Source organism: Pseudomonas sp. WC1 (genome assembly GCF_050586565.1).
Classification (GTDB): domain Bacteria; phylum Pseudomonadota; class Gammaproteobacteria; order Pseudomonadales; family Pseudomonadaceae; genus Aquipseudomonas.
Genome location: NZ_JBOBDQ010000009.1, coordinates 13,160 through 25,517 on the forward strand (window position 1 = coordinate 13,160; position 12,358 = coordinate 25,517).

A 12,358-nucleotide genomic window follows, 5' to 3' on the forward strand; every position below is an offset into this window, starting at 1 on the left:
GGGAGTGGGCTTGCCCCGCGATGCCGTCAGAACGAGGTGCGCAATCCAACCTGCACACTACGCCCCGGCGCCGGCGCGATATCGCGCAGGATCGAGCTGGCATAGCGCACGGTCTGGTCGGTGAGGTTCTCGCCGCGCACGAACGCCAGCCATTCACTCTGGCCGATCTCGAAGCGATACCCCAGGCTTGCGCCAAGGGTGGTGTAGCCGTCGGTGCCGGTTTCGTTGGCCGGTTTGCGCCGTTGCGACGCGGCATGCTGCACATCGACCCGCGCTTGCCAGCGATCCAGTTCCCAGACCAGGCCGCTGTTCAGGCGCAGCGGTGCGATACGCGGCAGCGGCTCGCCGCTGTCGAGGTTCTTGGCCCGGGTGTAGTCGCCGGACAGTTCCAGGGCGAAGCTGCCGTAGCGATTTTCCAGCAACGTCCAGCGGTCCTGGGCCTCGATACCGTAGAAGCGTGCGCGCACACCCTGGTAGGCATACTCGGGGATATCACCGTGATCGTGATCATGGTCGTGGTCATGATCGTCGCCATGGTCGTGATCATGGCCTTCACGCAGGTTGCCGGTGCCGATCAGGCCGATGTAGTTGCGAAAATGGCTGTAGAACACACCGACGCTGCCCTTGTGGGGGCCGTTGTCGAAGCGCAGGGCCAGGTCGCCGGAGATGGCCTTTTCCTTGTTCAGGTTCGGGTCACCGATCTCGTAGGCGCCGGTCGCCACGTGGGCGCCGTTGGCATACAGCTCGTAGAAGGTCGGCGCGCGCTCGGTATAGCCGAGGTTGGCGGCCAGCGACCAGATCGGGTCGAGCTGGTACACCGCGCCCGATGACAGGCTGAAGGCGTTGAAGCTGCTGGCGCTGTCGGCTCCGGCAAAGGTTTCGTTGCCCTTGGCATCCGGATCGACCCGGGTGTGTTCCATGCGCGCGCCCAGGCTCAGGTTCAGGCGCTCGGTGGCCTGCCATTGCTCGAGCAGGAACAGCGCCAGGCTGTCGGTATCGGTGTGCGGGACAAAGGCTTCCTCGCCCAGTGCGGAGAACTCGTTGCGGCTGACCTGAGCACCGATCACGCCCTCGACCGGCCCCAGCGGCTGGTGGCGTGCCTCGATGCGTGCCTCATAGCCCTTGTTCTTGAAGGTGGTGTGCACTTCACCGCTTTCGATTTCACGGTGCTGGTAGTCGGTGTAGCCGGCATCGACCTTCACCGAGCTCAATGGTCCGTCGAGATCGCGCAGTTCCGAGGCGAAGCCGTAGTGGTCCTGCTGCATATCCAGGCGCACGCCGGGCTCGGCTACCGAGCCGTAGTTGCTGTCATAGCGGCTGTAGGACAGACCGGTATAGCCGTGGTCCCAATGATAGGAACCACCGATCGCGCCGCCGTCCTGGCGTCCGTCGCTGTTCTTCAGGCGGTGCTTGCTGCCGGGCTCGTCGGCGTCGCGCACCTTCGAGCTGCGGGCATAGCCGGGGATGCGCAGGTCGTTGAACTGGCGGCTGTTGGCATCCAGGTGCAGGGCGAAGACGCCGTTGCCGGCCTCCAGTTTGCCGGCACTGCTGCGCGTGGTGTCGGCGCCGCCGTAGCGCAGTTCGCCCGCGCCATGGATGCCTTCAATGGGCGAGTCGGGGATGCGGTTGTCGAAGGTGTTGACCACGCCACCGATGGCGTTGCCGCCGTAGAGCAGGGCGGCCGGGCCGCGGACGATCTCGACCCGCTCGACGGTCACCGGGTCCAGCGGCACGGCGTGGTCGTAGGACAGCGACGAGGCGTCCAGGGCACCGACGCCGTTGCGCAGGATACGAATGCGGTCACCGTCCAGGCCGCGGATTACCGGGCGGCTGGCGCCAGGGCCGAACCAGGTGGAGGCGACACCAGGCTGTTTGTTGAGGGTCTCGCCGAGGCTGCCCTGTTGCTGCTGCAGCAGGTTGTCGCCTTCAAGGACGGTGCTCGGGGCAGCCAGTTGGGCGTTGCCCAATGGGTTGGCGGTAATCACCTGGGGTTGCAGTTCCACGGCCTGGCTGGAAGTCGAGGCCAGCCAGAGCGCTATGGCAAGCGGGGAGAGGTGCAGCGGCATGTGACGCATGGGGATGTGGCGTTCCTTGGCAGATTCTTTGTGTTGTTACAATATAACATCACTATTTCAGCACAAGGCTTCCCGTGCTTGCCAGTGGTTTTTGCATCGTCTTCAGCCGGCCTGTGGCGGGACAAGCAACCTCGATTCCACCCGCTCGCTACACTCGTGTAAGGTGCGCACCTTCCCGAACCTGGAGCACTGCATGAGCACGGCCAACCATAACGCGCTGCACGGCAAGACCCTCGAACAGATCCTCACCGAGCTGGTGGCGCACTATCAGTGGCAGGGTCTGGCCGAACGTGTCGACATCCGCTGCTTCAAGAGCGATCCGACGATCAAGTCGAGCCTGACCTTCCTGCGCAAGACCCCGTGGGCACGGGAGAAGGTCGAGCAGCTGTACGTGAAGCTGCAGCGCAAAGGCTGATGCCGCGCCGGCCTTGGCTTGCCCTGGCGGCTGTGCTCGGCTGGGCGGGGCTGGCGATCCAGCTGTACCTTGTACTGCTGGCACGTTGGCAGGAGCAGGCCAGCCTGGTCGGCGGGATGGTCAACCTGTTCTGCTATTTCACCGTGCTGAGCAACACGCTGGTGGCCACGGTGCTCAGCCATGCCGCATTCGGCCGCGACTCGCCGGCCAGGCGCTGCTTCCTTTCACCTGTGGTCAGCTCGTGCGTTGCAGCCAGTATCGTGCTGGTGGCGCTGGCCTACAGCCTGCTACTGCGCCACTTGTGGCAACCCCAGGGCTGGCAATGGCTGACGGACGAACTGCTGCACGACGTGATGCCGCTGCTGTTCACCCTGTACTGGTGGTTCGAGGTGCCCAAGGGGCGGCTGCGGCTCTGGCATCTGGCAGCCTGGGCACTGTACCCGATGCTGTATTTTGCCTTCGTGCTGCTGCGCGGGCATGAGATCGGGGTGTATCCCTACCCGTTCGTCGACGTTGCGCGGCTGGGCTATGGGCAGGTACTGATGAATGCAACAGGGGTGCTGGCTGGGTTCTGGGCGATCGGGCTGGTGCTGCTGGGGCTGGACCATTGGCGAGGACGACATTGAGGCAGCAGCACCCTCGGCAAAACTGTTTATTTCGCCACCCTCGTAGTATCGCGTGTAAGCATTCGCTTACTCGTTATGTAAGTGATTGCTGTAGGGATCAGTAAATCAATGTCGTTTCCAGTGGCGTAATTTTTCCAAGTAATTGAAATATATATTTTTTATAAATATCAGAAGATGTTACGCCTGAATCATCCTGAGATATTCGTTGCTTGTCCCAAGGCGGGGAATCGCTAGTATTCGAACTGTGTCTACGGACTGACACAGGCTCTCACGGATGATGGCCAAGGACATCGCGGGATGCGATTCATCAGGACGATGATTGGGACATACAGGGACTACGGAAAAAATGTGGGCGGGTCAAACCGCCCCTTTTTTTGTCTGCTGAAAATGAAAAAAGGCCCTCGCGGGCCTTTTTCGTACCTGGGCGCTGTCAGCGCTCCAGATCGGCAATCTTGCCAGGCTTGCCATCCCACTCTTCGGCATCCGCCAGGGCGTCTTTCTTCTCGGTGATGTTCGGCCAGATTTCGGCCAGCTCGGCGTTCAGCTCGATGAAGTTCTCCATGCCGGACGGCACTTCGTCTTCCGAGAAAATCGCCTGGGCCGGGCACTCAGGCTCGCACAGCGCACAGTCGATACATTCGTCCGGGTGAATCACCAGGAAGTTCGGGCCTTCGTAGAAGCAGTCCACCGGACAGACTTCCACGCAGTCGGTGTACTTGCATTTGATGCAGTTGTCGGTGACGACGAAGGTCATTTCTAATTCTCTCCTCAGGCGACGGCAGCTTGCCCTTCCTTCCAGGGCAGCGCGGTTCACGGTGCTGGCTGCAGACCAGGCTAATAACCTGCAGCCTTCGCAAACCGCGCCGGATTCTACCAGCTTGCGCGGTGGGCCGTTATAACAGGTTTTTCAGTTGATATAGCATTTCGATAGCTTGGCGCGGCGTCATGTCGTCCAGCTCCAGCCTGCCCAGCTTCTCGATGGCCGGGTGTGGCAGGCTGGCGAACAGGTCGCTCTGGTGCGGCACGTGAGGCGTATTGTCGCGCGGCGTTGCAACCGACGCTTCATGGGGCAGGCTGGTGGTCTCCAACCGGCCCAGGTGCTCGCGGGCACGCTGGATCACCGCCGCCGGCACGCCCGCCAGTTGCGCCACGGCCAGGCCGTAGCTTTGGCTCGCGGGGCCCGGCAGCACATGGTGCAGGAACACGATGCGTTCATTGTGTTCGGTGGCGTTCAGGTGCACGTTGGCCACCAGCGGCTCGCTGTCCGGCAGCACGGTCAGTTCGAAGTAGTGGGTGGCGAACAATGTGTAGGCGCGCAGCTGGGCCAGGCGCTCGGCGGCGGCCCAGGCCAGCGACAGGCCATCGAAGGTGCTGGTGCCGCGACCGACTTCGTCCATCAGCACCAGGCTGCGGTCGGTGGCGTTGTGCAGGATGTTGGCGGTTTCGCTCATCTCGACCATGAAGGTCGAGCGCCCGCCGGCCAGGTCGTCGCTGGAGCCGATACGGGTAAAGATACGGTCCACCGGCGACAGCTCGCAGGCGGCTGCCGGAACGAAGCTGCCGATATGCGCCAGCAGCACGATCAGCGCGGTCTGGCGCATGTAGGTGGACTTACCGCCCATGTTCGGGCCGGTGATGATCAGCATGCGCGTGCTGTCGTCCAGGCCCAGGTCGTTGGCCACGAATGGCGTGGTCAGCACCTGCTCGACCACGGGGTGGCGGCCCTGCTCGATGCGCAGGCACGGCTCATCGACGAAGCTTGGGCAGTTCAGGTCCAGGTTCAGGGCGCGTTCGCCCAGGTTGCTCAGCACATCCAGCTCGGCCAGCGCCGCGGCGCTGTCCTGCAGTGGCGCCAGGTGCCCGATCAGGGTTTCGAGCAAGGCATCGTAGAGCATCTTCTCGCGGGCCAGGGCACGGCTCTTGGCCGACAGCGCCTTGTCCTCGAACGTTTTCAGCTCAGGGGTGATGAAACGTTCGGCGCCCTTGAGCGTCTGCCGGCGGATATAGTCGGCGGGTGCCTGTTCGGCCTGCTTGGTCGGCAGCTCGATGAAATAGCCATGCACGCGGTTGTAGCCGACCTTGAGGTTGGCCAGGCCCGTGCGGGCCTTCTCGCGGGCTTCCAGGTCGATGAGGAACTGGCCGGCGTTCTCGCTGATCGACAGCAATTCGTCCAGTTCGCTGTCGTAGCCGGTCTTGAGCACGCCACCGTCGCGGATCACCGCCGGCGGGTTGTCGATGATCGCCCGCTCCAGCAGGCCGGCCAGCTCCGGGTAGGTGCCGGTGATCGCGGCCAGGCGCGCCAGGTGCGGTGCCTCCAGTTCGGCCATGGCGTTCTGCAGCTCGGGCAGGGCGCCGAGGGCGTCGCGCAGGCGCGCCAGGTCACGCGGGCGGGCGTTGCGCAGGCCGATACGCGCGAGGATCCGCTCGATGTCGCCGATTTCCTTGAGCTGCGGCTGCAGCTTTTCGAAGCGGTAGCCGTCGAGCAGGCAGCGGATCGAGTCCTGGCGCGCCTTGAGCACCTTCAGATCGCGCAGCGGACGGTTCAGCCAGCGGGTCAGCAGGCGGCTGGCCATGGCGGTCTGGCAGCGGTCGATCACCGATTGCAGGGTGTTGTCGCGTCCACCGGCCAGGTTGATGTCCAGCTCCAGGTTGCGGCGGCTGGCGGCATCGAGGATGACGGTGTCGTCAAGGCGCTCATGGCGCAGGCTGCGCAGGTGGGGCAGGGCGGTGCGCTGGGTTTCCTTGGCATAGCTCAGCAGGCAGCCGGCGGCGCCGATGGCCAGGGTCAGCTTGTCGCAGCCAAAGCCCTTGAGGTCCTGGGTGGCGAACTGCTGGCAAAGGCTCTTGCGTGCCGAATCACGGTCGAAGTCCCACGGGGCGCGGCGCCGTGCGCCACGGCGCTTCTCCGCTGGCAGGCCCTGCGGCCAATCATCCGGGATCAGCAGCTCCACCGGGTTGATGCGCTCGAGCTCGGCCAGCAGGTTCTCCCAGCCCTTGATCTCCTGCACGGTGAAATTGCCGCTGGTGATGTCCAGCACCGCCAGGCCGAACAGCCGCTCGTCGCCGAGCAAGGCGGCAATCAGGTTGTCGCGACGCTCGTCGAGCAACGCCTCGTCGCTGATCGTGCCTGGGGTGATGATGCGCACCACCTGGCGCTCCACCGGGCCCTTGCTGGTAGCCGGGTCGCCGATCTGCTCGCAGATCACCACCGACTCGCCGAGCTTGACCAGCTTGGCCAGGTAGCCTTCGAGCGAGTGGAACGGAATCCCGCACATGGGAATCGACTGGCCCGCCGACTGCCCGCGGGCGGTCAGGGTGATATCCAGCAGTTTCGCGGCTTTTTTCGCATCTTCGTAGAAGATCTCGTAGAAGTCGCCCATGCGGTAGAACATCAGCTGGTCCGGGTGCTGGTTTTTCAGCTTCCAGTACTGCTGCATCATCGGGGTGTGTGCGGAGAGATCAGACATTCAGGGCCTTACAGCGGGTGGTCTGGTGGCAAATTTCGAAACCGTCAATGGTACAGGCTTTTTCCGCTGGGCGCAGGTTGGATGGGTGGGGCAAATCTGCGCGGGCTGTCAGGCGTTGGCCTCAGCCCGGGTGGCCAAAGAACTGGTTGAGGAGGATCAGTTCCATGATCACCACCAGTACGCAGAACATCACGAAGCCTCGGCTAAAGACCCGTCGTGGCCTTTCAAAGGACGGCCAGTCCTGTATGTTCAGGGCTCCCATCAACGCAATGATCAACCCGACAAACAGGTAGGTGGGCCAGCGGCGTCGCGGCGAAAGGTCCATGCCGTTTTCCGATCCATGGTGAGAAATCGCGACGATAGCGATGGCCCGGGGGAGGGGCAACCTTTGTTTTCTGCTTGCCTGGCCATTGCATTTGCGCTGCCACGGATGCATTATGCGTATTATGCAAAAACGCAACGTAGCCTCCGTACTCAGAGAACTGCTCGCCCGCCACGGCCTGTCCCCCACAGAGCTGCATCGGCGCACGGGTGTACCTCAATCCACCCTGTCGCGGATTCTCAGCGAGAAGATCGTCGATCCTTCGGACAAGCACGTCTCGAAGATCGCCGAGTACTTCGGCGTGAGCACCGACCAGTTGCGCGGCCGCGTCGAACTGGGCGAATCGCGTGACGCGGCCCCTCTCACTCAAGGCCATGCGGCCCTGAGCGACATCAGCTTGTGGGACGATGAAACACCCGTCGAGGACGACGAGGTGTCCGTGCCTTTTCTTCGTGAGGTCGAGTTGGCAGCAGGATCAGGAAGATTCGTCATCGAGGAAAGCGAGAATGCTCGCTTGCGCTTCGGCAAACGCAGCCTGCGCCACAATGGCGTGCAGTTCGACCATGCCAAGTGCGTGACGGTGCGTGGCAACAGCATGTTGCCGGTGCTGCGCGACGGCGCCACGGTCGGGGTCAACACCGGCAAATGCACCATCGGTGACATCATCGACGGCGACCTCTATGCCATCAACCACAACGGGCAGCTGCGGGTGAAACAGGTGTACCGCCTGCCTACCGGCATTCGCCTGCGCAGCTTCAACCGCGACGAACACCCTGACGAAGACTACAGCTTCCAGCAGATGCAGGAAGAGCAGATCAGCCTCCTCGGCCACGTCTTCTGGTGGGGCATGTACGCTCGTTGATACCGATCCTCGATAAAAACCCGCCTCGGCGGGTTTTTTTTCGTCCTCAGAAAAACCCTACACGCCGCATCCGATAAGGCCTTCATGCATTTCGGCAAATGCCAGTGCATAAATATTTCTAAAAATGCATTGACTGCATATGCATGCATGCATAATCTGTGTCTCAAGCCGGTCAGCAACCGGTTGTTACACAGGCAGCGATGAACAGGCCTCGACTGTTCAGAGGGTTGGCAACTGGCCCGGGTGTGCAGCGTAAAGCACCACGATCAGTTATCCGGCGGGCAGGCGGCCGCGGTCGGAGTCACTAATTTGAAGCGGAGCCGTGCGGCGTCACCAGTCGTGGCCGGCGGTTCGACAACGCATTACTGAAAAGCCTGCGAAGCGGGCTTTTTGGAATGCCGAGGCAAATGCGAAGGCCTGTGGTCATCGTCGGCATCATTCATGCGAATTCATCGCAACGGAGGTGAAATGGCTTTCGAAACCATCAGTCTGGGCACCTTGCCCAGCGGGCTGGGCGGCGATACGGCACGTTCGGCCTTCGAGAAAATCAATCGCAACCTGGCCCAGATCAAGGATCGAGCGCTGCAAGCAAACTATTCAGCGCTGGCCGGCCAGCTGTACAGGGAGGTCGGCGTTGCGTCGTCGTCGGCCAACGTTACATCCCTGACCATCCGCACCCAGGTCCCGGCGGTCAGCGGCATCGCCCCGGTGGTCAGATTGCAGGGGTGCCTGGACACCTACACCGCGCCGGTCACCCTCGACCTCAGCTGGTACTTCTACAACGGTGTGGTCAATTCGGCGTTCGGCCTGCTCGACAGTGCATCGCCAGCGATCGCCACGCTGGCATCGGCCACTGCCCTGCAAGTGGTGCTGTATGCCGAAGGCGGGATGGCGAACCTGTACATCAAGTTCCCCAAGGCGGTCTATTACCCCCGCCTGGCAGTCAGTTGCCTGCATACCGGGGCGTTGCCCATGGCCGCAGGTACGGAAACCGGTTGGGAAGTGGACTTCGACGCCCCGGCGCCGGCGGCTTCCCTGGTCCAGGCGGCGTTCAAGCTGACCACCACCCTCAATACAGCCAACTGCAAGGTCGGCAACGACGGCACGATCAAGGTGGCCTGAATGCGCGCAATCATCACGCTGCTCAATGACGGCAGCACTTACGACATCACGCCCCCAGGTGTCGCCCTCGCATCGGCGCTGGTCAGCGAAGGGGTTTTCCGGATTACCGGCAGTCAGGGGCTGGTGCCATTCCCGCCAGTGAGCGTGGGCTGGGGCTATTCACTGAGCCAGATGGATAGCAAGGCCGATGTGGTGATCGAGTACGACGAATCCGGCGAGCTCCTGGTGAGCGTGACCCGTGATGATCGGCCGTACCGGTTGGTCAGCACGCTGATGCTGCATGTCTTGGTCGCCGACCTTCCCGACATGCCGGTCATTCAATCAATGGAGGGCTGAACATGGCCATATTTCAAGGAGACAGGACTTTGACAAGTGAACAACAGGCATTGCTCGACATGCCGCTCTGGCTGGTGATCGTCCTGGCGTTGCTGGGTGGCCTATCTGGCGAGATGTGGCGGGCCGACAAGGCCGGGGCACGGGGCTGGGCGTTGCTGCGCCGGCTGGCATTGCGCTCCGGCGCGTGCATGGTCTGCGGTGTTTCCACGGTGATGCTGCTGTATGCCAGCGGCATGTCCATTTGGAGCGCCAGTGCCTTCGGCTGCCTCACCGCCATGGCTGGCGCCGATGTCGCCATCGGCCTTTATGAACGCTGGGCGGCCCGCCGCCTGGGCATCGAGCAACCGGATGCCGGCACCGACGCCGATGAGCGCGGGCGCTGAGCAAGGAGCCTTGCATGAACGAAACACAGCTGGAAGCTCTACTGGCCGCACTGGCAAACCAAGCTTCGGTGCAGACCGTGCTGGGGCAGTCGATTGAGCGCCTGGCGTTGAGCAACGAGCAATTGGTGGCCTACCTGAAGAGCCGTGAACCGGACCCGGACGCACCACCCTACCTCGATGGTTCCAACCCAGCCTGACCCCCTTCCTGCACCTTCATCTGCAGCACCGACCGTCCGGGATTCCCCGCGACGGCTTTCATCATGTTCAAGGAGAACACCCCTATGTCGATTCTTACCCAAGGCACCCAGATCTACGCGCTGGTTCCACCGGTCTCCGGCACTGGCCCGCTCAGCGTGCTGGAAGTCGAGCATGTGACCTCGTTCGAACCGGGCGGCGCCCCGGCTGAGCAGATCGAGGACACCTCCCTCGATGCCGCCGAGCGCACCTACAAGAAGGGCCTGCGTACCCCAGGCACCGCCACCCTTGGCCTCAACGCCGACCCGGCCAACGCCAGCCACGTGCGCCTGCACCAGCTGTCCGAAGCCAGCGGCAACACCACTGTGAAATGGGTGGTGGGTTGGTCCGATGGCAAGGACATCGCGCCCACCCTCAACAGCAAAGGTGATGGCTTCGAGTTGCCGGCCACCCGTACCTGGTTCGCCTTCGAAGGCTACGTCGCCGACTTCCCGTTCAACTTCGCCCTCAACTCGGTGGTCACCACCTCGGTGAGCATCCAGCGTACCGGCGGTTCCACCTGGGCGAAAAAGGCCTGAGCGCGGAGGACTGAATGAACATCCATCAACTCAAGGCGTTGGGCGGCATCGTCGATAGCCAGCGCGTGCGCAAGGAAGTGGCCTGGAGCCGCCCGGACCCATTGACCGGCGAGATGCTTGCCCAGACGCTGGTGGTGCACGTGCGCCGCCATTCGTTCGGGGTGATCGAGCGCCTGTTTGATGAGCAGGGTTCATCCCATAGCCGAAATGCCCATTACCTGGCTGCGTCAATCGGTCTTGGCGAGGACGGCGAGGAGTCGCTGAGCGTCGAGGACGCTTTCAACCTCGAGCCGTCGCTGGGGTTCCTGCTGCTCAATGCCATCAATGAAGTCAACGGCACGGGTAACACCCCGGCAAAGAGCTGACGGCCGCCGATGAGTTCTGGCACGAACTGGTGCTCAACGGCATCGGCGGCCGCACGATCAGCGAGGCCAAGGAGCGGGTGAGCTATGCAGAGGCCAGGGACTGGGCGCTGTACATCCAGCGCCATGGGTCACTGCACGGCGGTCGCCGACTGGAAGCCTGCATCGCCATGCTGGCGCTGCAGGCCAACCATCACGCCGGGGGTACCGCCGAGTTGATCGATTTCATGCCGCACGAGCGACGCCAGGGGGTGTCGCTCGAGTGTGCGATGCAGCAGTGGTGCTGATGACCGGCACCACCTTCTTCACGAAACCCGCCACGGCGGGTTTTTCATGATCAGGGAGTAGGCCCATGGCAACCAACCTTGCCAGTTTCAGCCCGACCATCGATCTGTCCAGCCTCGAGCGAGCACTGGCCAGGGCTTCGGCCCTCAGTGACCGCACCCTGCGCCAGATGCAGAAGAATGTCGAGGCGTTCAACAACCAGTACCTGAAGAACGCAGCGGGAGTCGCCGACGCGAGCCTGGACGTTTCGACAAAAGCCCTCGACCGCTTCAAGGCAGCCTACAAGCCGCCAGACTGGAGCCAGGCGCAGCAGCCCGACCCGGTCAGGCCATACAGCGATGAATTGCGTTCGATGCACAACGCCGCTGCTTTGCAGGTGGCGCAACTCGGCATGGGTCAGCGCAAGGGCGCGCTGGCGGCCAAGCTCAATGGCTACGAAGAGGCGTACTACACCGCCAAGCGCAAGCTCGAGGAAGACAACCCGGCGGATCAAGGCAGCGACGAGTATCTGCAGAAAGTGGAAGCGTTGCGCACACGTCATGCCGACCTGACCAACCAGGTGCTCAACGACTACCAGATGATGGAGCAGGCCCGTGGCGACTGGACGGTCGGCGCGACGGCCGCGTGGGACGAGTACCTGGATGCTTCCAGCAATGTCGCCGGGCAGTCGCAGGCGGTGTTCGCAAGTGTGTTCGAGCGCATGGGCACCGCGGTGCAGACCTTTGCCACCACCGGCAAGTTGTCGTTCTCCGATTTTGCCAGGTCGGTGCTGGCCGACATGGCTGCGCTGGCCGCCAAGACGGCCGCGTCCAAGGCACTGAGCAGCCTGTTCGGGTTCGGTATGAATCTGGTCGGTGCCTGGCTGGGCAACGGCGCCGCGCCAGCGGCGAGCAGCATGTCCGTCGGCGGCACCACCACCGTCTTCAACCCGCAACTGAACACTGCCGGCCTGTCCTACGGGGCTTCCACCTTTGCCAAGGGCGGCGCCTTCACCAACGGCATCGCCACCACTCCGACCCTGGCGCCCATGGCGTTGTTCGGCGAGGCCGGCCCGGAGGCGATCATGCCCCTGAGCCGTGGTGCCGATGGTGCCTTGGGGGTGCGCGCGGTGGGTGACGGCGCAGGTACCCGCCACAGCAGCGAAGTGGTGATCCAGCAGACCATCAACGTCGCCGCCGGCGAGGGTAGCGCGGTGGCCGGCCAGGCTAATGCACAGCGCCTGGCCAGCGCCTATGCTGGCGCCGCTCGCCAAGGCGCCAGCGAACAGATTTCCCGCGAGCTGATGCCCGGTGGGCAGATCTGGGCCGCGATTCACGGCCGCTGATCAAGG

Annotated in this window: 15 protein-coding genes; 11 read left to right on the forward strand and 4 right to left on the reverse strand. The window is 63.1% G+C overall.

Annotated elements, in window-relative coordinates:
* Nucleotides 1–26: 26 nt before the first annotated feature.
* Nucleotides 27–2,075, reverse strand: coding sequence for a TonB-dependent receptor (locus ACQ4OD_RS06020; RefSeq protein WP_430944017.1), 2,049 nt, complete (start codon nucleotides 2,073–2,075; stop codon nucleotides 27–29).
* A 193-nt stretch (nucleotides 2,076–2,268) separates the two neighbouring features.
* On the opposite strand from ACQ4OD_RS06020, the gene ACQ4OD_RS06025 reads away from it, so the two are divergent.
* Together ACQ4OD_RS06025 and ACQ4OD_RS06030 are read left to right on the forward strand one after the other, a co-directional pair.
* The gene (locus ACQ4OD_RS06025; RefSeq protein WP_102681624.1) at nucleotides 2,269–2,490 is read left to right on the forward strand and encodes a VF530 family DNA-binding protein; all 222 of its coding nucleotides are present in this window, start codon (nucleotides 2,269–2,271) and stop codon (nucleotides 2,488–2,490) included.
* Complete coding sequence (locus ACQ4OD_RS06030; protein WP_430944018.1) at nucleotides 2,490–3,116, forward strand: Pr6Pr family membrane protein; 627 nt, start codon at nucleotides 2,490–2,492, stop codon at nucleotides 3,114–3,116. The genes ACQ4OD_RS06025 and ACQ4OD_RS06030 overlap by 1 nt, the downstream gene beginning before the upstream one ends.
* A gap of 430 nt (nucleotides 3,117–3,546) precedes the next feature.
* Here ACQ4OD_RS06030 and fdxA read toward each other — a convergent pair whose 3' ends face one another.
* The 3 genes from fdxA to ACQ4OD_RS06045 all read right to left on the reverse strand — a co-directional run bounded on the left by fdxA (nucleotide 3,547) and on the right by ACQ4OD_RS06045 (nucleotide 6,908).
* Complete coding sequence (gene fdxA / locus ACQ4OD_RS06035; RefSeq protein WP_023629582.1) at nucleotides 3,547–3,870, reverse strand: ferredoxin FdxA; 324 nt, start codon at nucleotides 3,868–3,870, stop codon at nucleotides 3,547–3,549.
* Nucleotides 3,871–4,009: 139 nt separating this feature from the next.
* On the reverse strand, nucleotides 4,010–6,583 hold the full coding sequence (gene mutS / locus ACQ4OD_RS06040; protein ID WP_139669544.1) for a DNA mismatch repair protein MutS: 2,574 nt from the start codon (nucleotides 6,581–6,583) through the stop codon (nucleotides 4,010–4,012).
* A gap of 121 nt (nucleotides 6,584–6,704) precedes the next feature.
* Entirely contained in the window at nucleotides 6,705–6,908 is a 204-nt protein-coding gene (locus ACQ4OD_RS06045) for a hypothetical protein (protein ID WP_198754688.1), read from the reverse strand.
* Between the two features lie 112 nt (nucleotides 6,909–7,020).
* Here ACQ4OD_RS06045 and ACQ4OD_RS06050 point away from each other — a divergent pair, with 112 nt between their 5' ends.
* The 9 genes from ACQ4OD_RS06050 to ACQ4OD_RS06090 all read left to right on the forward strand — a co-directional run bounded on the left by ACQ4OD_RS06050 (nucleotide 7,021) and on the right by ACQ4OD_RS06090 (nucleotide 12,352).
* Nucleotides 7,021–7,767, forward strand: coding sequence for a LexA family transcriptional regulator (locus ACQ4OD_RS06050; protein WP_046856822.1), 747 nt, complete (start codon nucleotides 7,021–7,023; stop codon nucleotides 7,765–7,767).
* Between the two features lie 468 nt (nucleotides 7,768–8,235).
* Nucleotides 8,236–8,889: a hypothetical protein gene (locus tag ACQ4OD_RS06055; RefSeq protein ID WP_430944019.1), complete on the forward strand. Its 654-nt coding sequence runs from the start codon at nucleotides 8,236–8,238 to the stop codon at nucleotides 8,887–8,889.
* Nucleotides 8,890–9,225, forward strand: coding sequence for a hypothetical protein (locus ACQ4OD_RS06060; protein ID WP_198754669.1), 336 nt, complete (start codon nucleotides 8,890–8,892; stop codon nucleotides 9,223–9,225).
* A 29-nt stretch (nucleotides 9,226–9,254) separates the two neighbouring features.
* Entirely contained in the window at nucleotides 9,255–9,608 is a 354-nt protein-coding gene (locus tag ACQ4OD_RS06065; RefSeq protein WP_139669554.1) for a phage holin family protein, read from the forward strand.
* A 14-nt stretch (nucleotides 9,609–9,622) separates the two neighbouring features.
* Nucleotides 9,623–9,805, forward strand: a complete 183-nt coding sequence (locus ACQ4OD_RS06070; protein ID WP_139669556.1) for a hypothetical protein — start codon at nucleotides 9,623–9,625, stop codon at nucleotides 9,803–9,805.
* 84 nt (nucleotides 9,806–9,889) lie between these two features.
* Nucleotides 9,890–10,381 carry a phage tail tube protein gene (locus ACQ4OD_RS06075; RefSeq protein WP_139669557.1) on the forward strand — a complete coding sequence of 164 codons (492 nt, stop codon included), beginning with the start codon at nucleotides 9,890–9,892 and terminating at the stop codon, nucleotides 10,379–10,381.
* Nucleotides 10,382–10,395: 14 nt separating this feature from the next.
* A complete protein-coding gene (locus tag ACQ4OD_RS06080) occupies nucleotides 10,396–10,746 on the forward strand; it encodes a phage tail assembly chaperone family protein, TAC (protein WP_139669559.1) in 351 nt (116 codons plus the stop codon).
* Nucleotides 10,747–10,775: 29 nt separating this feature from the next.
* Nucleotides 10,776–11,030 carry a hypothetical protein gene (locus ACQ4OD_RS06085; RefSeq protein WP_139669561.1) on the forward strand — a complete coding sequence of 85 codons (255 nt, stop codon included), beginning with the start codon at nucleotides 10,776–10,778 and terminating at the stop codon, nucleotides 11,028–11,030.
* 65 nt (nucleotides 11,031–11,095) lie between these two features.
* Entirely contained in the window at nucleotides 11,096–12,352 is a 1,257-nt protein-coding gene (locus ACQ4OD_RS06090; protein ID WP_139669563.1) for a phage tail tape measure protein, read from the forward strand.
* Nucleotides 12,353–12,358 lie beyond the last annotated feature (6 nt).